This window comes from Kribbella sp. NPDC055071 (assembly GCF_053608045.1).
In genome coordinates this window covers 20,545-44,444 of sequence record NZ_JBSGUS010000032.1, presented here as the reverse complement: position 1 = coordinate 44,444, position 23,900 = coordinate 20,545, and the positions used below count along the sequence as shown (strand labels likewise).

Annotated in this window: 3 protein-coding genes; 2 read left to right on the top strand and 1 reads right to left on the bottom strand. The window is 68.3% G+C overall.

Annotated features, from left to right (window positions below):
• The first annotated feature begins 68 nt into the window (after window positions 1-68).
• Complete coding sequence (locus ACWF4Z_RS34670) at window positions 69-713, top strand: hypothetical protein (protein WP_452247439.1); 645 nt, start codon at window positions 69-71, stop codon at window positions 711-713.
• Window positions 713-1,309, top strand: coding sequence for a hypothetical protein (locus ACWF4Z_RS34665; protein ID WP_452247438.1), 597 nt, complete (start codon window positions 713-715; stop codon window positions 1,307-1,309). The genes ACWF4Z_RS34670 and ACWF4Z_RS34665 overlap by 1 nt, the downstream gene beginning before the upstream one ends.
• Here ACWF4Z_RS34665 and ACWF4Z_RS34660 read toward each other — a convergent pair.
• Window positions 1,306-23,820, bottom strand: coding sequence for a WXG100-like domain-containing protein (locus tag ACWF4Z_RS34660; protein ID WP_452247437.1), 22,515 nt, complete (start codon window positions 23,818-23,820; stop codon window positions 1,306-1,308). The two genes, ACWF4Z_RS34665 and ACWF4Z_RS34660, sit on opposite strands and share 4 nt — an antisense overlap.
• Window positions 23,821-23,900: the final 80 nt, after the last annotated feature.

Sequence of the window (23,900 nt, the reverse complement as noted above, 5' to 3'; positions counted from 1 at the left end):
GCGACGGGCGCTGGCAGCAAGCTGTCGAGGCGGCTGGCGGCGCGTCAATGACGGCGACACTCGTGAGCGTGGCAGAACTCCTTCTCTTCCCGATCGGTCACTACGCCGGCACGCAGTACGTCGACGCCGCGCCGGTCCAGCTCGTCCGGCATGGCGTGACCTTCCACGAGCTGGATGCGCCGACCTTCACGCTGTGGTCCTTCGCGCACGGAAGCCGCCAGGCGGTCGAGAGCGAGACGCCTTGGACCAGGCACGCGGTGGTCGAGCTGGCCAAGGCGACTGGTACGCCGGACGTTGTCGACGAGCTGTTGGGATCCGGCCTGTTGGCCGAGGTCGATCCGGCTGCGGGGATCGAGTTCGCGCGGGCCCACCGGGTCACTCCGTTGATGCTCGGGTTGGGCAACACGGCGGCCGAACCGTCGCTGTGTGGGATCGGCTTCCTCAACCATCCTGTCCTACAGGTGAGCCTGGCGATCTACGACGTCTGGCAGTGGTCCGCGATGGACGACACCTTGTGGAGGACCTGCGAGAACGCGGCCGGCGCCGCTCGCGCCGCTGGGTTGGACGATCCTGAGCTCGTTGATCCGGAGCTGCTGCTGACTGGATTCCTGCAGTCGCTCCACGCGTTGGTAAGTGTCAACGCTGCGTGCGTGGATGTCGACGTACGCCTGAGTCATCCTTCGACGCAGCTTTCGGCTGGGGGTCAGGACTGATGAACTCGCTCGTCTTTCCCGTCGGTCACTACCTGGGCGCCGCGCACACCGGGCCGGATCACGACGACGCGAGCCACGTGGTGCGGATCGGTTGGCGCACGTACGAGCTGGACAACGACGGCGAGGTCGCGATCTGGGCACTCGCCCACGGTCTGCCCGAAGGTCCGGCCGGTCCGCCGTGGACCCGCGCCGCGTTGGAAGGCGCGGTCCGCGCGACCGGCATCCCCGGAGCCACTGGTGTCCTGGACGATCTGATCAAGCGCGACCTCATCATCGAGTTCGACCCCGGTACACCGGAAGCCGTCGAGCTCGCCCGGATGGTGCGACTCCGGTCGCTCCTCGTCGGTTTCGGAAACGACCGCGCTGACCTGCTCAGCTACGGCATCGGCACCACCGCCACCGGCCCGGTCGTCAAGGTCCCCGCCTTCACCTATGAACTCTGGAAGTGGGGCCACACCTGCGACAACCTCTGGCACATCACCGAACTCCTCTCCGAAGCCGCAACCCCCACCCAACTCCTGACCCGCTGCCTGCACAGCATCCAAACCCTGATCTCCCACGGCGCCGCCTACCTGGACGAGGCCCGAGACCTCTAAACCGTCTCCCCCCGAAGCACCCGCCCAATCAAGCCCACTTCCGGCGCACCACCACCCTGCTGCCCATCACCGGCTTGCTTTGCATCGGATTGACTTTCTGGTTTCGGCTCAGCCTTCTTGCGCTTCTTCTCGTCGTCGTCTTCGTCGTCCGGCGGCGGAGGAGGCGGCGGACCACCTCGTAATGCGACCAGGATCCCGACCAGCAGCAACCCAACCACCGCAACCGCAAGCACCTTCCGTCGCCGCGCCCGCCCCCTCTCCGCACCACCCGAGTTGTCCGCATCACCCTGGCTGTCCCGGCCCTTCGAGTTTTCGTTGCCTTCGGCCCCTTCCTGAGTGCGTGCGTTGGTCAGGTTGAGCATTCGCTCGCGGCCGGCCAGGTATTCCGAGGTGGATGCGTTCGCGTCGGACTCTCGCTGGAGGATGGTGTTCTGCAGGGCGACCAGGTCCGTCTGCTTGTTGATCTGCAGGCCTTCCTTGACGTCCAGATCGAGGCCGAACATCAGGAGTGAGAACTCCGCCAGCACCGGTGCGAGCGCCTGTTGCCGCAGGGCCAGCGTCGCCGCATGTCCCACCGGCTCCTGGACCGCGACCTCGATCAGCGCCCACCTCGCTTCGCTGTCGCCATCCAGCAGCTCCAGGTCGACCGCACGCTGGAGAACCGCGCCGGCGAATTCCAGTCGGTTCTGCCATTCCTCCGGCGGCAGCGCGACATCCTCCGTCGCCGCCAGCAGATCCGCGGCTGCCTTCGAGAGATCCCGAGCCAGCGCGGCGTCGGTCCGGATCACCTCGGTCAGCTCGACCTCGTCCATCGATTCCAGGAAGGGTTCGCGGAGACGCCGTTCGAGCTCCTCGCGAGCCAGCTCGTTCAGCTCCGTCAGCTCCGCGGCGTCAGCCCGCTGTCTCAACGACCAGTCGTGCAAGGCCAGCAAGACAGTCGCGAACTGGGTCCGATCCAGCCGCTGCACCTTACTGGGATCCAGGTGACGGCCTTGCGCCCCATCCTCGGCAGCAAGCCACCTATCCGGCTGCGGAACAGCTCGCCCGTCGAAGACCATCCTGTACTGCGCAAGCTGCGTGACAGCCCGGTAGAACGTCGCCTCCGCAGCCAGCGCCGCGACTTCCATCGCCTCCTGCTGGTTGAGCTCCACGTAGCCGGCCAGGCGTGTCGCGTTCTCTTCAGCGACCCGCCGCGCCCGGTCCCCGTCGTTCCCCCGCGCACGCAGCAGGTAATGGTGGCCTTCATGCACAACCACCGTGGACAGGAACGCCGTCACGGACAGCCCCGGCGCAGCAAACATCTGCCCTGACTGCGGATCGTAGAGCCCCAACGTCGCGCCCTCGTCGAGCACGGATTGCAACCGTCTCAGGTCATCCCCTCCGAGACGGCGCTTGATCGCATCACCATCCAGCGGCACCGACCGCAACGCGTGCGCGATGCGATCGGAGTCGAGACCAGGCAGCCGCCCGGACTCCGGCACCTCGCCCAGCAGCGTCCGTTGATACGCGAGCGACGTGTCGTGAACCAGCTCGTAGTAGACGAACGCCGCCGCAAGATCACCCGTCATCCATCGCCCGGTCCGCGAGTCAACCCGAACCGCGGTCGACGCCATCCCGACCGGATACAACAGCTCGAACAGCTCCGCTTCCTCGATCGACCCGACCTCTCCCAACTCCCGGCCGATCAGGTGAGCGGACAGGTAGGCGTCCATCAACTCCCGGAACTCCACCGGCACGTCACCAGTCGCGCCCCGGACGAAGGCGTCGACCTGCGCGTCAGCGGGTCCGGTCAACTGCTCGATGCGTTCGAGTACGCCGATGTACCGGCCCAGGAGCTGGACCTTCTCAGTGGTCGCCGGAGCGTCCCACGGCCGACGACCCTGCAGCTGCCGCCGGATCTTCTCGGCGCGTTCACGGGCAGCTCGCACGCGATCCTTGGGGGCCCCAAGGGGTACGGCGTACTCCTCGGGATGGCCACGTTTGTAGTCGAGTTCACCCTGGATGGCGTCGTGGACCTGAGCCAGACCGTCAAGGAGTTCGGGCGCAGTGCCGGATTGCTCCTGGTGGTGACGCAGAACTTCCTCCAACTCCGAAGCGACCGTGAGCATCTTGTCCTGGTTGACGCCGGCGGCCGCCGATGTCGACCGGACCCGGGCCAGCAGCTCCTGCAGGAGTTGGCCGCGCCAGCCGTCCATCTCGGCCTTGGTGGAGTTCCAGTTGGCGACGTTCTGGGCGATGCTGAACATGCTCGACTGAACCAGGTTGGTGATCACCAGCGAGGCGGCCGCGCCCTTCACCGGCCCGACGAGGAGCCAGCCGACGAGTGACTGCAGGGCTCCGGCCGGCAGATCCCGGGTCGGGAAGGTCCAACCGGGCGGCTTCGGGCTCGGCGGCGGACTCGCGGTCACGAACGTGCCGACCAGTTCACCCGGATCCAGCTGCCGATGCGCAGGGTCTTGATCGTCCGAGACCCCAAGCAGGGCGCGGATCCCGGCGACATACGTCTCCAACTGCTCCTGCTGACCTCGTACGTCGGCAGGCACTGTCGCCAGCGCATTCCGGACCGCGTCGGCGAACTCCGCGGAGGTGAGCCGCGACGACTCCGCGATCGTTCGGCGCAGCTGCCGGTAGAGCGGCAGCATGTCGTAGCTCAGCCGGTTCTCCATCCGCTGCTCGGCGTACTTGTATCCGAAGTACTCGCCCGGCACGTACGCCAGATAGACCGCGATCAGGCCGGCCGCGACGACCGAGGACTTGAGCGGATCGACGATCATTCCCAGCCCGGCGCCGGTGAGCCCGGCGACCAGATCGGCCGGGATCTTGGCCAGGTACGCCCGCCCGAGCCCCGGGAACATCGACGGTCGATGCAGCGGCGGCGACGGTCGCGGGGTCAGGCCGATGACGGGATGCGTCGGTACGGCGGAAGCCGGCCGCACCGACGGATCGGCGAACCGCTCGAGCACCGCCATCACCCGGCGCGCGCCCTCGGTCTGCGCCCGTACGGCGGCCAGACTCGGATCGACCGCCCCGGCCACCAGTTCACGGACCGTGGCCTGCTCGCGGCCGTCGCCGTGGCGTTCCTCGGTCTGCGCGTCGAACGAACGCACCAGCGCGAGCTGTTGCTGCATCGACAAGGCCTGACCCAGTTTCGAGTACGGCTCCAGCACGATCCGCAACGCTTGCCCGAGCACCAGCACACTCATGTAGCCGTACTGTCCGGCGCCAAGCCCCAACGTCAGGAACGTGACCATCGCCCGGATGCCGGCCGGCATCATGACTCGCTTGAAGGTGTCGCCGTACGTCGGAACCCCGCGGATGCCCGTGGCAGCGGACACGGCCCAGGCGCTCGGACCACGCCGTACGGTCGGGTTCTCGGCCACAGCCGGCCCGTGGGAGGTCGTGGCCCCTGACAGCGCGGCGCGCAGGTCGTGGGGGTTGATTTCACCGGCCTCGATCCGCCGGGCGAGGGTCGGCAACAGTCCCGCTAGGCGTTGTTGGCGGTCGAGGTCCTCGCGCAGCTGGGTGCGCAATGCTTCGACGGCGGCCTGAGCCGCCTCGACCGCCTCCTCGCCGAATCCGTCCGACTGCCCGGCCGGCGCGGTCGTGGCGCGTTTGGCCTTGTCCGCCTCTTCTTCGGAGACCTTGCCGGCGTGCTCTTTCATCGCGCGGAAGAAGCCGGCGCCGATGCCGCCGGCGGCGCCGAAGTAGGTGGTCAGCACCGCGCCGACGGTCCAGGCCTTTGTCTGCAGCGCGAAGGCCGCGGTGGTGATGGCCGTCGGCAAGACCGCGTCCAGGTCACCGTGGAAGTAGTGCGCCAACCCGAGGCCGACCAGCGACAGACCGCCGTTCGGCACTCCGTAGCGGACCAGGAATGCCTTGAGCGGAGCCACCCGGCTGATCGATTCGCCCTCGGCCATCGTCGTGACCTGCTGGGAAATGTCGAGCTTCTGATTGCGCTGCGGCCGACTGCCGCTATCGATGAACCGCCGCGTGAACACTCCCAGCTCCGGATCGACGTCCGCCACCTCGGAGACGCCATCGGTGTACGACGAACTCGTTGCGCCGAGCCCGAGCCGCTCGTGCAGTACACGCAACTCCGCCGCGGCTCGACGCCGGGCCCGCCAGGAGGGCGGATCGGATCCCGCGGACTTGTCGGCCTGCGTTCGCAGCCAGCGCTGCAGGGCGAGGTTGCCGGGGCTGACCGGCGACCTGTCGGTGGTCATCGGTTCGTCCCGACCGGCGCCGCCGTCGGTCAGGTCCCGCGCTGTCGCGATCAGGTACGCGAGCTGGTTCCGAACCTCCTCCGCGCTGAACCGGTGGAAGAACTTCGCGGTGAACTCGCCGTCGGCCATCCGGCGCATCTCACCCTGGACGCCGTCCAGCGGACCACCGTGCAACCGAAGGGTGAACAGCCGGCCGCGGGCGGTCTGGAAACGAAGCCTGGTCCCGGACTCGTCGACCACCGGGCCGTCGTCGAGTGGGCGGGCACCGACGGCGGACCAGAAATCGTTGCCAGCCGCAATCACCGCCGCGAACGCCTGCTCCGGGGTCAGCACCGGCTTCGGGTCGACGGCCCATTCCGATCCAGCCGAACGCAGGTTCAGCAAGGCGGCGGACAGCTCGCTGGGCAGGGCCATGACCAGCTCTGTGCTGCCGGCCATCCCGTTCGACAGGCCGAGCCGCGACAAATCCTCCCGGTTGAGCCGCTGCCGCTCGACGCGACGCTCCCACCAGCTCCGGCTCTCGCCGTACTCGTCGACGGCCGCTTGCAGATGGGCGATCTCGCCGCGATCGATCGCGGTGAACTCGCCGATCACGGCATCGGCCTCCGCGGACGGTGTTGCCAGCCGGCGGAGGCCGCGAGCCGTTGCCCCTGGCACCAATACGTTCGGCCGAAGATCGCCGAACCGTTCCAGGGCGGACGGGTCGGACAGGTCGAGCCGGTGCCTCAGGTCGGCGAGCGTCATGCGCAGTGCGGTGGCTTCGGCCTGTTCTACGCCGGTCAAGCCCCACTCGAGCTCGCGTCGGGTCAGGCCGGCCAGCTCACGAACGGCGGCCAACTGAGCCAGGGTCACCGACCGCGCGGTGGCCAGTTCGGCCAAGGCGACGACGGTCGCCAGCTCGCGGGCCACTTCGCGGATTGCGGCCGACGAGTCCAGGGTGTTGTTGACCACGAGGTGTACGCCGACGGCGCCGATCACTGCCCGCGCCTGTCTGGTCGGATCCCCGGTGTGGCCGGCTTCGGCGTACAAAGCGAAGGGTTTTCCGGCATTCGGGGTGATCCAGAAGGCGGTTTCGTACGGATGTGGGTCGACGGGCTCGCCGAGGAACGCCGCGAGCTCGGCCTCGCTGACCTGAGTGACGCCGGCGCCGGCGAACTCGCCGAGCCTCGGGAGCTTCTCCTGGAGTAGCGAGGCGTCCACGGCGGGTCGGACCTCGGGCACATAGATCAGTCGACGCTGGCCGTACGTGGCGAAGACGTCGGCCAACTCGGGAGATAGCAACGCGCGTCGCTCGCGGAAGCCCTCGGTGCCGGCCAGGCGCCACCAGGTCGCCAGGATCGGCATCTGGTCGAGCAGACCCCAATTGCGCAAGAGGGTTCGGACGTCTTTGTCGTGCAGGTATTGCTGTTTCCATGACTTCAGCCGGGCGAACCACGGTCGGTCCTTGGATGCCTCCCGGAGGAGGCCGGCCAGGACGTGTAGCTGCGCTTCTACTCCACGGTCGGCCAATGACGGCTCGGTCGGGATCCGTGGGTCGAGGCGGAGCGCGTCGGGCGCGGTCAACGCCGTACTCAGCTCCGAGACCGCGGCGATCGCCTCGTCGACTCTGGTGACCGGCATCGGATCGAGGCCGAGCGGTGATTTCACCAGTACGGCGAGAAGGTCGCGAGCCCTTGCTGCGTTGGCCAAAGCCATCGGTCCCGCGCCGATCGGGTCGTCGACGGCGGATCGCAGTTCCTTCAAACCGGTGATCGCTTGCGAGACCGTCAGGGTGGCTGTCTCGTCCAGCTCTGGCAGCGATCTGAGCGCGTCCGTCGCGGCTGAGATCGCCGCGGTCGCCGCGGCCGCGAGGTCAACGCGCGCCGCCACCTGCAGAACCTTGTCGGCCACCAGCATCACGATCTGCTCGTTCCCGAGCTGCCGCTCGTACGAGCTCCCGACCTTCGTCCCGATCCGAATCAGATACGCCCCCGGATCGATCCCACCCAACGGCTCCACCTGAGCCCGGACCGCATCCCCACCATCAAACGTCACCTCCCCCCGAACCACCTCCCCGCCCGACGTCAAAACCTCAAACGTCCGCACCCCCACCATCCGAAACCCAACCCCAGCTGCCGCCGAGATCAACTCCTCACGCTCATGCACCACCCTCAACCGGGAATCTTTAGCCTGCGGCGAGGCCGCCTTCTGCCGCGAGTACGCGGCCTCCGGCGAGCCAGCCCGCGCGGCCGTGGCGGATCCACTCGATACCGCATTTGCCCCCGGACCTGCAGTCGCCGCCTTCGCGGCACTTCCGGCCTTCGCGGCACTTCCGGCCTTCGCAGTACTTCCGCGGGGAGGTGCGGTTGTCGTTTGTGGGCGTGTGGTGGACCAGGTGGTGTATTCGGATCGGCGGTTGGCTTGCCAGGTCAGTTGCTGGTCGACGGTGTCGCCTGGGGCGAGGAGGAAGCGGATGTAGTCGGGGGTGGCTGGGCGGGGGTTGGAGGGCGCCAGCGGTTTTTCGGGGAGGGGGACTGGGGTGTCGGCGGCGTCTACGAGGAGGGTTTCGAAGCGGGTGATGTCGCCGTGCACGCCGCCCTGGCCGAAGATCGGGCGCTCGTCGTGGACTTCGCCGCTGGTGGGGTCCAGATAAACGATCGAGCCGCCGACGTTCAAGGCCAGCGTCGCGTGCTGGGTGCCGTCTGCCCAGGTGTAGATATCGATGCGGTAGGACTCCGAACCGGCCGCCAGCAAGACTTTGTCGGCAGCCTTCTGTGCAGCCTGCGTGGCCTCGACGCTGTCGGGCTCGGCCATCAACTGGGCGGTCCCGCCGGTGTAGTCCAGCAGCCGGTCCATCCCACCCGGCTCCGGCACCAGAACAGGCGTCGCCTTCGTCGGCCGGCCGCGGAACGTCTCGATCGCCGCGATCACCTCGCCGACCGTGGCCCCCGGCGTACCCGATCTGACCCACCGACCCCAGAACCGCGGATGGCTGCCGCGCAGGAAGCCGTCCTTCGTGGTCGGAGTATGCCGCTCGACCTGCCGCTGCCCGTCCACGACCGGCGGCGGTTCGACAGAAGGTTCAGCCGGTACGTCGCGCGCCAGTTCGCTTAGCCGAGTCCCGGAGTCAGGTAGGTCCGCGACGAAGTCCCCGACGGACGGGCGGCCCTTGACCCGGTCGATCACAGCCATCACCCGCCGCCAGCCCTCTCGCTGCCGTCCCGACGCCCGTTGAATCTCCGCGAACGTCTGCTGCGGGTCGTACTCGGCCGAAGGCCCATCCCGCAACGGACTCCCCACCGGCAACCCACCCAGCACCGGACCAACCGGCACCGGACCAACCGGCGTAAGACCAACCGGCGTCGAACCGTGCGGCCCCGAACCGTCTGGCGTCGGAGCGTCCGCGCGGGTGGGATCGGTCGCGGCGTTCCAGGCGGTGGCGATCGAGTCTCCGGCCCCGAGGCGGGCCATCATCGCGTCGTACTCGTGCTCGAACATCGTGAGATACGCCTGACCAGTCGCCACTCCAGGCTTCTCCACCACCCGGCCGACGGCCGCACCACCACCGTCCGCGCGAAGCCGGGTCTGCGACAGAGTCACGTCGTAGCTCACCTGCACCCGGACCGTCACGACCGAACCCTTCTCGAACCGGCTCCGCTCCCGCCGGCCACCAAACGCATCGTCGACCCCGTCCACGACCTGCTCGCCAACGCTGAGCTTGCCGTCGACACCGGCCGCCCGCTCGGAACTCGCCTCGCCGCCCCCGAACCCGAACGACCCACTGGCAGGCAGAAGCCGTCCCAACGTCACCCCAACCGAGGTCGTGTGCTGGATCCGGTTCACCTCGCCGAGCTCGACCTCGTCGGACGGCCCGGAGACGATCTGTACGTCGTGGACCCTGGCCCGGACGTTGACCTCGACGACCCTGCGCGCGTGCCCGGGGACCGGCAGCGGAACGATCGCATGGCCTTCGGTGGTGGCCATCCGGGAGAACGTCGCGTTCCGTGCCGACGCCGAGAACTGGTCCGCCAGGGCAGTCTTGTGCAACTCCAGACCGCTCTCACCGAGCAACTGCGGGCTCCTCAGCTCGTTGCTGACAGCATCGAAAAGCTCGTCCTGGACCGGGTTCCCCGGCCCGAAGGGGATCGTCCCGTCGACGAAGTAGCTACTCGGAAGGATCGCCTCCCGCCCGTCGAGCGACCCGTCGAGCGACCCGTCGGGTGACCCGTCGGATGGCGCGGCGTTGGAGAGCAGATCGGTCGGGATCAGCTGGACCATCGCGCCGGCGACCGTCGTACTCGCGCCGCGCGGTGCACCCAAGGCTGTACGCCGAAGCCCTCGGCGGAGCTGCCCCTGGGTATCCACGGACTCGACGACCGCCTCGATCGAAAACTCCAGGCGGCGCCGAACCCGGGACATCCCGGTGAAGTTCGCGATCCGCTCCAGGCGGGTGAGCTGTTCGCCGGATCCCGCCCGCACACCACCCGCGCGATCCGTGCCGACCGAGCTCGAATCACCATGGCCCGTGTCCCCACTCGCGGTGCCACCGGTCGATCGGCCGCGCCCCTCGACCCGCGACGTCTCGTGATAGAGGTAGCGCTGGATGATGCCGATGACACCCTTGACCTGGCCCAGACTCTGCGCCTGATCGGTGAACCGGGCAACGACCCGCACAGTGACCTGCTGCTGGACACCGCCGCCGGTCTGGGTCAACGGGTAACTCCGGACGAGACCGCCCGGGCTGAGCATGTCGTCGAGCCGGCCCCACCACCGCTTGCCGGCGAGGTCGACGGACAGAGCCTCGGCCAGCACCGGATCCGGCTCGATCAGGCCACCGATCGCGTCCTCGATCGTCCCGCTGACCCCGCCGAACATGCCGCCCTCGATCTCCGCACTCTCTACCAGGCTGTTGCCCATCGTGTGCGCGTAGAGGTCGGGCACTGCGACCGGCTGGACAGCGAGCTGCTCGGCCCGATCGAGAACGACGTCCAGCGTGGCTCCGTCAGGTGCCGCGCCGACCAGGTCCTCGAGTAGGCCGGTGAGGGTCGCGGTGTCGTGCCGGCCAGCCAGAGCGGGGAGCGAATCGGCGATGGCGAGCTCGGCGCGATACCGCCGTACCAAGGAGATCGTCGTACGACGATCCAGCGCGAGATCACCGTTGACGAGCCGCTCGATCGCGTCGGCGACCTGGTGCAGGGGGAGACTGAGCTCACCTTCGGAGTAGAACCGGAGGCCGTCGCGCTCGGGCAGCTGGAACAACGCCGTGCCGGTCGAGGTCGACGAGGTCGCACCCCAGGAGAGGTTGCCCGCGACCGTCCCATCGGTGACCTCGAGCTCGAAGTCCACCGGCGCCCGGAACACGTAGTGCCGGCCGACCTCGATCGCCAGCCGCTCATCGCCGGAGATCTGCAGCTGCGTGTTCTGCTGGGACCGACTGCGCGAATGCTTGCCTGCAGCAACAGCCCCGTCGGCCGGTTCGGCACCGCCATCGACCTGCCCACCGCTGACCTCCGCGCCGGCACCCGATGTCGTCGCCCCGGTCGTCGCACGACTGGACATGGCGAAATTGATGTCACCGGACACCCCATCGGTGACCGAGACGAACTCCGCATCCCGAACCGTGCCGGAGACCGCGACGCCGGCCACCTTGGGTACGACGCCACCACGCACGACCGCGTGCGTCCGGTACGGCGTCCGCGTCCACTCCGGGTGCGACATCAGGTTTCGCGGATTCAGGAACGACGCGACCTGTTGCAATGCGGTCGGATCGAACCGCAGCTCCGGTGGGACGGCCGCCTGCAGATCCTCGACACCGAGGCCGAGCAGTGTGCCCCGATCGAGGATCTCCGGCTTCACTCGGCCTTCGATCGCTCGGTACGGCGTTCGGCCCGGCGACGAATCGTCGTACGGCAGGAAGTCGCTGTCCATCGACACCACAGCCCCGACGCCGGGCGAACTCCGGTGGATGACCAGCTCACGGCCGTCGATCAGCTCGGTCACCGTCAAGGTGTGCGGCAGGTGGAACTTCACCACCGGCGAGGTGCTCTCGACCAGCGTGACCTGGTTGACCGTGCTGCCGGCGGACCAGCCGACGCTCCGACCGAGGTTTGTCCGGTTGACCGCAAAGCCGCCCTTCGCAGAGCCGTCTTTGGCGGCGACGCCGAGTTTGACCGCCGTCGGCCAGGCCGTTCCTCGTCCGCCGGAGCGGCCGACCGGATTCGAGCCGATGTTGAGGATCACGACGTTCTCGTCGGTGGTGACGCCGAGCAGGCGCTGGCCGCCGAACTGTTGGTCGAGGTCGATGCGCAGCGTCAGGCTCTCGCTTGCCGCACCAAGAGACGGCCGGACCAGGGTGAGCAACAGGCCTGTCTGGGCGGCGATGTCGTAACCGGTCTCCAGCCGAAGCGCGGAGAACTGCGTTCGGACCTCGGTCAGGTTCGTCAGCATGCCCTGCCGCTCGACCGGGTTCGTCGGCAGCTGCATCAGGTCTGGGTTGCCCTCGGCATCGAGTGGTGGCCCGAATCCCTTCTCCGCGAGGCGATTCAGGACAGCGCGGAGAGCCTCGGTGTGTCCGGTGAGGTCCTGAACCGCCCAGGGTCCAGCACCGCGGAGTTGCCCCGCCGCGGATCCGGCGAAGTCGGGTAGCTCCAGCTTGCGCCCCGGGATCTGACCATCGATGCCTGGATCGCCGTCGACGGACTGGCGGCCGTCGACGATCAGTGGAGTGCCGTCGACGTTCTTGCGCAACGCCTTCGCGTCGACGGGAAGTCCGTACCGGTAGGCGTCGTTCACCTGGAGCCGCAGCAAGCCGTCACTGCTGCCGGTCGCCTGGCGGGCGTCCTTGCCGTCGAGCACGACGGTGACCTTGTGATCGAAGACCATCCGGTAGCCCTGTGTCGGCCCGGTGAAGCGCTGTACGCCGACGTGGATCGCCTGGTTGCCGACGCTCAGTCCCGCGTTGCGTCCGGCTGTCCGGCCCACACTCGCCGACGGCCCACCGAAGTCCTTCAGCTCACCGAGGCCCGGGATGTCCGCGAGGCCGCCTTCGGCCGAGATCGACATGCCGCTGCCGAACGACTGCGCACCCCAGTTCGCGCTGAACCCGATCCGGAGCTTCTCCTTCCAGTGCTGCCTGCTCTGCGGACCGACCAGCTCGACCCGCTCGAACCGCAGCGTCGACTCGATCAGTACGTGCCCGGCGGCTCGGCCGTCCACGACGAGCGGGCGGACCAGGCCGTCACCGGTGGCTTCCCGCAGGTGTCCGGGGAGGTCTGTCGTCACCGCCGTACGGATCTGATCACGAACGGAATCGTCGACCAGCCGCTGGACCTTGGTGTTGAGCTCCTCCAGTCCGTCCATCGAGCTGACCCCATATTCGGGCAGGACGTCCGCGCGTTCGGACTCGTCGATCGTCGCGGTGCGGGTCGCCGGAGGGACTGTGTAGGCGTGGGAGAAATGGAGCTTCAGGTCGCTCGTGTCCTGAGGCGCGCCACTCGTGACGCTGCCCGCGTCCGACCAAGCGGACCGCGTCGTACGAACACTGAGGTCCCACGATGCCGTCGCGCTGAACAGGACGGACTCGCCGCGGTTGTCCTCGACCCCACCACCGAGCGCGTACTCCCCGGCGCCGGCCGACACCGTCCGGGACCGACTGAGCGACGGACCGAGCTTGAGCTTCATCACCTTGCCAAGGGAGTTCAGCACCGAGCCTTCCGGGGCCACCGACCGCAGCAACTTGCCGAGGTCGATTCCGGCCGCGCCACCGAGGCTGGTGGCCGCTGCGGTCGACATCCGCCGGCCGCCCTGGGGCAACAGGCCGATCGTCGTCTCCGAGGCCCGCACCGGCGGGTCGAGCACCTCGATCAACTCGTTCGCATGCAGTCGGACCCGCAGCTCGCCCGGCGTCGCCGTACCGAGCTGCAGGACCGCGCCGTCCGCGGTCGTCAACTGCCCGAACTCGGCGAGCAACCTGTCCTGCAGGCTCTCCGCGGTAAACCGATGATCGATGCCTTCAGCAATCAGTACGTCGTTCACCCGCGCGGCCAGCCTGGTCAGGAACGGCAGCCGGCCGGACGCCATCGCGGTCGGCAGGCTGATGGCCGGTGGCGCGAGCCGCTCCATCGCCGCCCGGTAGAGGATGACCTTGTCGGCGGCCTCACGGGCCAGAACACCCGACGGTTGATCCCTCAGCATTGTCAGGTACGCGTCACGGGCTGACTCGAGGTAACCGAGCGCATCGTTGTACCCAGCAACCACTTGCTGATGCCGCTCGACCGTGGCCACTTGGATCTCGGCGTCAGCCTCTGCCGCGCGGCGGCGGGCATGCCGACCTTCGTCCAGGGCCTGGTCGGCCTTCGCGATCTTCTCCGCGGCCTCGGCGATCGCGGTCTGCGCCGCCGCCGTACTCGCCTGCTTCGCTTCGAGCCGCTGCTGGACACCGGCGGCCATTCCGCCCAGCGTGTCGGCCAGCACCGCGAGCTCGCCGCGCACTTGGTCCCCGTTCTCGACGTGAGCGAGGAGCGCCTCCGCGGCGGCGATCTGCGGCCCGGCCCGCAAATCCGTCTGGTCCGCCGGTCGTGAAACCCCAGGATCTGCGGCGGGAGAGGGGTCGGACGAAGGGATCAGACCGTGCCGGACCTTGAGCAGGAGGGCGGCGAACTGCGCCGTACTCAGGTCGTCGATCGAACGGTCGCCAAGTCCGACCATCCACCCGTCCGGCCCGGCCAGCGCGGCGCGCAGCTCGGCGTCGGTCATCCCCAGCGAGCGGCCGAGCTCCCAAAGCCCAACCTGGTGGACGATCTCGTCGAAGTTCGCCAGCGCCTCGTGACTGTCCTGCTGGGTCAACTCCACATAGCCGGCCAGCGACGTCGCGACCTCCTCGGCCTCGGCAGCATTGCCCGACCGCAGCCGCGCATGGGTCCCTTCATGCACGACCAGAGCCGACACGAACGCCGGCACCGACAGATCGGGTACGGCGAACCTCCGCCCGGTGACGCGGTCATACACGGCCGTGGAAGGATCGACGTCCGCCAGCACAGTCCCCAACCTGGCCAGGGTGACGTCGTCGTCGAAACGGTGAGAAATCGCGTGCGACTCCAACGGAACCGAGTCGAGCACCGCGCGTACCAGGTCGTCATCGACCACCGGGAGCCCGTCAACCGCCGAAATCCCCTGCTGCACAAGGGTTTCTCGAGACTCCTGGTACGCGGCCAACGCGTGGGCGACCTCAGCGATCCGCCAGCCGCCGGTCAGTGGATCCGCGGAGACCGTCAGCCCCGCAAGGCCCTGCGGGTGCAGCAAGGCGAGTGCCGCGAACTCGTTCGTCGACAGCTCACCAGGCCCACCGATCGCATCGGCGTACTCGACTGCCAAGGCATGTGCATCGCGGTACGCCGCGATCAGCCGCTGGACCTCGACCGGTTCGACCCGGCCAGGTCCGCTCAACGGCACACCTTCGAGCTCCTCGGCGATCGTCTCGACCTGGTTGAGGACCCCGACGTACCGCTGCAGGATCGCGGCCTCCTGGGCAGCTCCCGCGTAGCCGGTTGTCTCCGCAAGGATCGCGGACGCCGCCGCCTTGGCGTCGCCGACCGGATCGGTCGTCCTCGGCGCGACGGTGGGTTCCTCGGGCCGCCGATGCTTGTGGTCGAAGCCGTAGTCCGCGCGGGCCTCGGGCGGGGTAGGCGCGGGGTTGAGGATGGGGAGGTGCGTGCTGAACGGGGGCGTTCCTGTCCACGACAGTTGCACGGCCGGATCGAGCTCGATGCCGGGAAGCAGGTCCTGGAGAACCTGCGTGACGTCGAATGTCGGTCGTCCGTGCCGCACGAGGTCAACCTGCGCTCGGACATCCGGCGCATAGAGCTGGAGCTCCTCGTACGCGTTGAGGCTGACAGTCTCGCCGTTCGCCAGGGTGACCTTGACGAAGTCGATACCCGAGCCGGCCTCGACGAACCCAGTCTGCCGCTCGCGCAGATACAGGCGTTGGAGGTACGGCTGATCGGACTGCATGCTCTGCGGGCGCACGACCAGGTCGACGCGACCCCGCGTGCGGTTGCCGACGTCGAGGTAGCCGCGTGCGTTGAAGATCTGCAGGCTTCGGCCGCTCAGCCAGTTCCCGGGATCGGTGAGATCGACGACCCGGCCAGGGTTCAGGTTGATCGCGTTGGTGCTGATACTCGGCAACCGGAACAGGTACGTGGTGGTGTCGTTGCGGAACCCGATGCCTGGCGGCTGGGTCGACGTCTCGCCCGCGACCCGGATCTTGGTCGTGTTCGGTCCGGAGTAGCGGTCGTTGAGCAGGACCTCGGCGTCGAAGTGCGGCCGGAAGCCTTCGATCGGACCGATCGCCGACGTGACGGTGAGACGCGTCCCCGGCAGGCCGAACAGCCCGGTGCCGGGTTGCGTGGCGACCTTGAGCTCGGCGTCACGGAACGGCTCGGCCCGGTACGGCGGGCGGATCTCGACTTGTCGCCGGACCAGAACGCCGCTCTCGGTCGGGACCCATTCGGGCCGGAAGACGCGCTGATCCGATCCCTGCTGGAGTGCCTTGAACAGATCCAACGGAACGCGGCGGTAGTACTCGGTGCCCGTCGCGGTCTCGATGGCGCGGAGGTGCCCGTCTGCGGTGTACAGATGATCGCCGATGTCGATGCCCGCGGCAACGTTCGTGTAGTTCCGCGCGAGGTAGCCGGCCTCGTCCAGCCTGATCTCCTGCAGGGCCGATTCCAGGTGCGTCGAATCGAGTGGCGTCGTCCGGACTTCGTGGGTCCCGAAGTAGTAGACCCCGGCAGCCAGCGTGCCCACGGCGTTGACCCCGAGATAGCCGAGGCCGAGGATCCGCAGGTACCGCTGGGCCGACGCGCCGAGCTCGGGGGCTCGCAGCGGCCACTCCAGCAGGAGCGGGTCAACGATGCCCTGAGCAACAAAATAGCCGGCGAGGGACGCTCGGGCCAGGGTGTCGGCGACCCCCTTGATGCCACCGAGACCGGATCGTCCGGACCAGATCCGACTCGCCAGGCCCGGCACTCTGGGTTGGTACTTGAGCGTGAAGTCCAGGGCGTGCTCGAACGGCTGGTGCTTGGTTGCCGGCGCGGGGTGATCGACCTGGAACAGCACGTGCAGGAGACCGTCGCCGGTCCGGCTGAGTCGCACGACGAGCTCGGCGCCACCTTCGACCAACTCGCGCAGTTGCCGATTGAGATCCGCGAGAGCGCTTGGCTCGAAGACAGCGCCTGGAGGTAACAGGTGCTCGACGGGATCGCCGGGATCGCCGCCGAACGCCCAACCGAAGGGGGTTCCGTCCTCCACCGGGGTCGGATGCACCTGACGGAGCCGGAGCACGACCAGATCGGGTTTGTCGAGCTGGCCGAAGAGCCATTGCGCCTCGTTGCCGTGCCACGGTGAAACGAACCGGCCACCGACGTACCCGCCCGAAGACCCTGGCCCGACGACCGGATTCTCGTCGACCGCACCGATGCCCGCTCGAAGACCCAGCACCATGGCCACGGCCTCGGTCTTCGTCAGCTCGTGGATCCGGTCGGAGGCCACACCGAGCATCCAATGGTCCCGCTCGGGGTGCGTCCAGAGCAGCTCCTCGTCGGTCATCCCGAGTGAGCGGCCGAACCGCCGTACCCCATCGGCAAGGACCACCTCGGTGAACGCGGACATCGCCTCGTACGTCTCGGACCGCGTCAGCCGCACATAGTCGGCCAGCGACTCGGCGGCCGACTCAGCCTCCGCCCTCGCTCGTACGCCGGCCTCGCTCGACGACGCCAACTCCGCGTGCGTCCCTTCATGCGCGATCACCGCCGAGACAAAGGCCGGAACGGACATTCCCGGTACGACGAAGCGCCGGCCGGACACCGTGTCGTACAAGGCGGCAGACGCGTGCTCGTCGTCAAGAACCCCTTGCAATCGTTGCGCGGTCACCGTACCGAGGTTCCGCGCGATCGCCTCGGCCGCGAGCGGAGCCGAGTCGAGCACCGCCTGCACCGTCGCATCGTCCACCACCGGCAATCGATCGGCGACCGGGTTGCCGCTCTGGACGAACGCCAGCCTCGACTCCTCGTAGAACGCGAGCGACACCGCCAGGTCGGCCACATTCCACTGACCGGTCCGCGGATCGATCTGGACCGCGAGTCCCGCCGTACCGAGCGGGTGTAGCAGCGCCAGCTTCGCGAACTCCTCGGTCGAAAGCTGGGACGGTCCACCGATCGCCTCGACGTACTCCAACGCCAGCGCGTGCGCCTCGCGGTACGCAGCCATCAGCTGCCGGACCTCGGGCAGAGTCACCTGGTTGTCGCCGGTCAGCGGCACACCGTCGAGCTCCTCGATCCGCAACTGGAGCTCGTCGAGTGCGTCGACGTACCGATCGAGGATGTCGCCCTCTTCGGCCGCGCCGGGATACCCGAGGGTCTCCGCCCGGATGGCCGTCGCGGCCGCCCTCGCGTCGCCGACCGGATCCATCGACCGCGGTACGACGACGTAGTCCTCAGGCTGCCCGTGTTTGTGATCGACCTCGGCCGGAGGTGGCTCACTGGCCTCCAGCCGGTCGGTGATCTCCTCGATCCGGCGTATGGCGGCCTCCAGCCGGTCCTCGGCCAGCCTGACCCGGTCATGCGCCGCGACCTGGAAGCGGAACTCGTCGTCCGGATTCGCCCGCAGAATCCTGTCGGCAATCGCTGCCAGACGATCGCTGACGCGGTCGGTCAGAGCGGTCAGGCGCGCCGTGGGGAGAACCGAAGCGAGATCACCGTCCGCGAGCAAACCCTTGTCGGCAAGGAGTCCTCGGGCTTGTGCCAGCGGTGTGCTGATTTCCTGAAGGATCATCGCGCCCACAGCGTCCATGAGGCTGAGGAAGTGCTCCTCCAGCGCTTCGGCGTCACCGTCGCTTGCGGCCCGCCCGATCATCCGGAGGATGCTCAGCCGCGTCGACTGCTCGTCGCGCCATTCCTCCGACGAGGGCCGCGTGTCCAGTGCCGCATCCAGCGCCGTGCGCAATTCGGCCAGGGCCTGCTGGCTGGGACTCTTCAGGACCTGGTCGAGCGCCGTCGCCACTGCACCCAGCCGGGCGCCATTCTGAGTGGCCACCTGGACTCCACGCAGGAGATCAAGGGCGTCGACGTAGGTCTCGCCCTCGATCCCCAGCCAGGGCGTCGGGTCCGGGATGGTTGCGAGGTACTCGGCCTCGGCGACGGTGACCGCCGACTCGAGGGCCGGGCGGACACGGGTGCGCAGCAGGTGCAGCGCGGCGACGAGTTGCGGGCGGGTGGCGAAATCCGAGATCGGTTGTCGCAGCGGGCCGTCGGGGTCAAGCCAGGCATCCGGACCGCCGGCATCGGTCGATGCCGGCTCTGCTTCTGCAGCGGCGGCGAATCCGGCGGCGAGGTTCTGCTCGCCCTCGATGACCCAGATCTCCTCGAGCTCCGACGGAGTCAGGTCCTGGAAGTCGGTCAGACTTTCGGCGAGCCGCTCGATGCCGGCTCGGGCGCCGATACCGTGCAGGCCGTCGTCGGCCACCCGCAGATGGCCGTACTCGTGCAGGAACGTCGACAGCCATTGCTGGATCGTCAGCCCCGGCATGAGGACGGGCACTCCGGACACCGGGTCGGCGAGTGCCACGACGTACCGGTCCTCCAGCTGTGACCGCAACCGGATCAGACCGTCGGCGCCCAGGCGTTCCTCGATCGCCTCGGCGGTCAGTGGGATCGATCGCAATGCGAGCGACATCAACTTGTCGTCCGGCATCGGGATCTGCCGGCTCAGGGCCACGTCAGTCGTCAACTGCACTTGGTGAATCAGGCCCAGGTACGCCATCCCCCGGGCGAGGTCTGGCACCGACCAGGTGGCGGCCACATCAGCTTCCCGGAACACGGTCCGGCCCGCCCCGGATGCGCTCAGCGGGTCGAACTTCGTCGCGGTCGGCCCGAACGCCGTCAGCGCCGCGAAGTGGAGCGCCTCGTACGTCGCCACCAGTCGAGTGAACGAGTTGGGTACGTCGGCATCCGCGCCGCCGTACACGAAGTCAGGTACGTCGAGCCCCGCCTGATGCTCGAGCTCGATCACCTCGTCGACCAGTTGCTCGTACCGCCGCATCGCGGGAATCAGTCCAGGCGGCGTATCCCCGCCGACGATCGATGCGGTCTCGAGAGTCGCGCGCTGCGTCCTGACCTCATCGCGGATCGCGAGCCACGACGGGCGCTGCTCGGTCCACGCCGCAGGCAGGTCCTCCCGGCCCCCGGCGTACCTGGCTCGATCGCCTGTCTTCGTCTCCGGGCGCTGGGCCTCTCTGAGGGCGGCGCCGAACTCGTCGATCTTGGCCTCGACATCGCCGAGCTCCGATTCGACGTGACGTAGCTCGTTCTCCAACTGCTGAGCGGGGTCGAGTTCGGCCGCGTTGGGAGGTTGGCTGACGGCCTCCATCCAGTCGACGATCTGGTCCCGCGTCGGCACATCCGGCAACGGCGGCAGGTGCCACGCCTCGCCGAAGCGCTGGTGAGCCACCTCCCGCGCCCGGGCCACCCGCTGACCGAGTCGATGTTCTGACTGCTCCAGCAGCCCCGTCACCAGGTCCGCGAGAGCGGGACCTTCGTGGCCGTTGAATCCGTGCAGCTGCCGGAGAATCCGGTACAGGAGGTGGCCGGCCGAGGAGCTCGGCAGCAGGTCGACAAGCAGCTCGTGAGCGTCGTTCATCGCTTCGGACAGTTCGTCGAGGGGCACGAACAGCACTTGGGAGATGACCGCGTCCGCCGCTTCGGCTTCCTCCAGCGAAGTCAGGTCGGCGAGCATCAACAGCCCGGCGTCGAACGCGTCGTTGCGATTCCACGTGCGGTGCTGCAGCATCCGGACGGCCGCGGCGAGTTGCGGCCGCGTGGTCAGCCATCCAGCCGGGATGACCATCGCGCCCTCGGGAAGCAGCCAGCGGTCCGGATCCGATACGGCCGCGCTGAGCAGCTGCTGGGAATCCTGCGATGGGAGAGTCTCGGTCAGCAGCCGGACTCCAGCGTAGAAGTTCTGCTCCGCCGAGATCGCCCAGACCTCGTCGAGCTCGATGTCGGCGAGCATCGCGTACTCCGGCAACGATCGCGCCATCCATTCCCGGGCCGCACTCCGGATGTCGCGATCGGCGGCGGACAGTCGGAGGTGGGTCTGTTCGTGGAGGAAGGCCGCGAGCCATTCGGTCGACGTCAGGCCGGGGTGCAGGAAGATCCGCTGGGCCTCCGGGTCGGTGAACGCGACCGACGCCTCGTCCTCGAGCTGTGCCGTGGCTCGTCGGCTGTAGTTACGGCCTATTCGCTTGCTGAGGGCAACCTTGTCCAGCGGGACGGTACGGACAGCCTGCAGCATCACCTCGCGGGTCACCCGCGGCGCGCGCTGTCCTTCGATGACCACGGCCTGTTGGCCTTCGGCAACCAGATCCAGATAGGCCATCGTCTGGGCCAGCGGACCGGCCGACCACTGTCCGGTCTTCTCGTTCCAGGCGATCGCGGACTGATTCATCGTCGCCGGATTCAGCACGTCGAGGCCGGGCTCCGACCAGTTGGTGAGCTGGAGGGACGCATCGTGGAGCCGGCGGTACGTCAGCATGAGCTCGACGAACGATTCCGGGACCTCGTCCCAGACTTCGTCGCGTCGAAGCTTCGCAAGGTCCGCTTCCGCATCGTGCGTGAGCAGGCGCGCCTCCTGCAGCGCTGTGACGTACTCGCGCAGCGCCTCCGTTCCTACTGCAGCCTCTCGCTCGATCGACTGCGTCGACCCGAGGTGCGCCAACAACGCATGCTCGGCGCGGTCCAGGGCGTCGTGCGCTTCCTGCGCCAGCACGGCCGGATGGTTGCGCCGGTCACCGGTCTTGTTGAGGGCTTGGGGTGCCAGGTCGTGCGCGTGTGTGAACGCCTGAATCACCGCCGGCGTCAGCTCCGCGACGGTCAGGTCCGGGCGGATGAGAATGCCAACGGTCGGGACGAACGCGGCGATCTCGCGCGAGTCGACCAGTTGCGCAACCAGCGCCCGATCAGCAGCCGGAACAGCGGCAACCACCGCACCGGTCAGCCCAACAAGCGGAAGCCGCCCAAAATGCGCAGCCAACTCAGGCGCGGCCTCAACCAACTGCGCCCGAAGGAACGCCTGACTCTCCAAACCAACGGCCCCAGTACCAAGATCAACCTGAACCCGATGCACCCCACCAAGCTCCAGTACGCCGGGCGCCCGCTCCCCCTCCCTCGCACCGTCAACCAACCGACCCCCCGCCGCCCCGGTGTCGGTCGTCCCCCGCCCACCCCCGCCGTCCACTCCCGTCGAACCACCCCCCGCCCCCCGAATCACCTCCCGCAAAACAATCCCAGCACCCTCCCCCGAAATCCCACCACCACCCGTCCCACCAACCCCCGCCCCATCAACAACCCGCCCGCCAACCACCCGCCCACCAACCGCCTGCCCGCCATCCACGCGGCCCCCAACGACCGGACCACCGACCACCTGCCCGCCGACCACCTGTCCGACAGCCGCCTGCCCACCGACAACCTGCTCCCCAACCACCTGCCCGCCGTCCACTCGCCCACCGACAACCTGACCGCCGACAACCTGCCCCTCAGCCACCTGCCCGCCGGCGACCGGACCGCCGGCCGCCTGCCCGTTGACGACCTGGCCCTGGAGGGTCTGCTCTTGAACGGCCGGTCCGGCGTCGAGCGAGTGGTGGGCGGTGCTGTTCTGCGGTTCGAAGGTGTGCTGGCCGTATGCGGTCTGGCGTTCGGCAGCGCTGTGCTCACCAAGTTGGACCAGGTGCTGAGCGGTGTGCTCCGGCTGTTGTGCGACTACTGCCTCTGACTGCTCGCCGACAGGTTGATCGATGCTTTGAGCAACAAACTGGTCATCCTCCGCCGGCTCGATGGACTTTCGGGGGTGTTGTTCCTCGACTCGATCGAATGGCTTGGGTGCGCTCTGCTGGTGAGGCGCCGCGTTGCCGGTAGACGACCGCGACGCCGTGGCTCCGGCGGAAGAGTTGCCCGACGTACCGACGATCTGCGGCCCACTCGCCTGCTGTTGGACGACTGACCCGTTCTGCAGGACAGCCGAGTTCCCCACCTCACCAGCCCCCGGACTAGCGGCCCCAGCGGGTGCCTGAGCGACCGACCCAGCAGGCGCCGGAGTCACAGCAGGTGCCGGGGTCACAGCAGGTGCCGGGGAGACAGCTTCAGCGGGCGCATATGCAACACCATGAGCGAGCCCCGCCTGCGCCTCGTTGAACTGGGTGATCGGGTTGCGCGACCAGGCGTCGCCGAGTTGCGATCCGAGCGTCACCGAGTGGAACCGCGCCGACCCCATCACCGCCGAAGCGAACCCCTGATCGCGAACGGCGACGACAACGTCGTTCCAGGTCACGCCCCGCACCGTGCCGTCCGGATTCTTCACCCCGCCGTCGACGACCGCCTGCGCACCAAAGCCCGAGACCGACGACGACACCCAGTTCGACGCCGTGGTCGGCAGGATCGGAACGACGTGCTCGGCGATCGGCCCCGGCAGATGAACCCGGCGGGCAGCGCTGGCGATCGGATCGGCGATCACCTTCTGCGTCACGGGATTGATCCCCGTACCCAGCACGCTTCCACCCGCACCGGCAAGTCCGCTCACGATGATCGACTGAGTGTTGTACGAGTCCAGGTACCCGCCATGTTTTCCGAACCACTGCGCGGTCCCGTCGACAACCATCTCCTCGATCGACTCACTCACGACCTCCTTGAGGAGATGACCGAACGAGTGGCCGGCATGCACCCCGAGCCCGGCCTCCTTCAGCGTTCCGGCGACCGACCGGATCGTCTTGGCGGTGACCTCGAGCGGCCGGATCATCGCCGACATCAGGGCGCGGAGCCGAGTCAGGATCTGACCGGCCAGCCGGAACCGCACCAGGTCCGCGAGCCCCGGCGGCAGCGCGGTCGTGAGGAAGAACAGCGCGAGGTTGATGGCCAGGTCGACCTTCACCTGGTACTTCACCTGCTGGACGTCCGACGCGTACTGGTGCGCCATCCCGGCCAACTGCCGCATCATCGCGATGACCTGGACCAGCCCGTCCTCCGCCATGGTCTGGCTCCGGATCGCGTTCACATAGTTGGTCCCGGCAACATCCAGCCAGGCGGTACTGACCTGATCCGCGCCCCGGTTGGCGATGTCGATGCTCTTCTGCAGCTCGTCGGCGGCCTTGTTCCAGGCCACGGACAAGGCCTCCGCCGCATCCTCGTCGTCGGACGGCCAGAAGGTCTCCCACGCGTCGGCAAGCCATGGCCACCACGGGCTGTCGGTCGGCGGTGGAATGGCCATGCATCAAGTCTTCCGACCCGATCCGCCGCGGTGGCGGCCGTGACCGCCACCTGCCATCCGGTCCAGAGGCAGGCTCGATC

Excerpts from the sequence above, each read along its gene's own strand:
- ACWF4Z_RS34665 (WP_452247438.1), top strand. The coding sequence starts at position 713 with ATGAACTCGCTCGTCTTTCCCGTCGGTCACTACCTGGGCGCCGCGCAC.
- ACWF4Z_RS34660 (WP_452247437.1), bottom strand. The coding sequence starts at position 23,820 with ATGGCCATTCCACCGCCGACCGACAGCCCGTGGTGGCCATGGCTTGCC.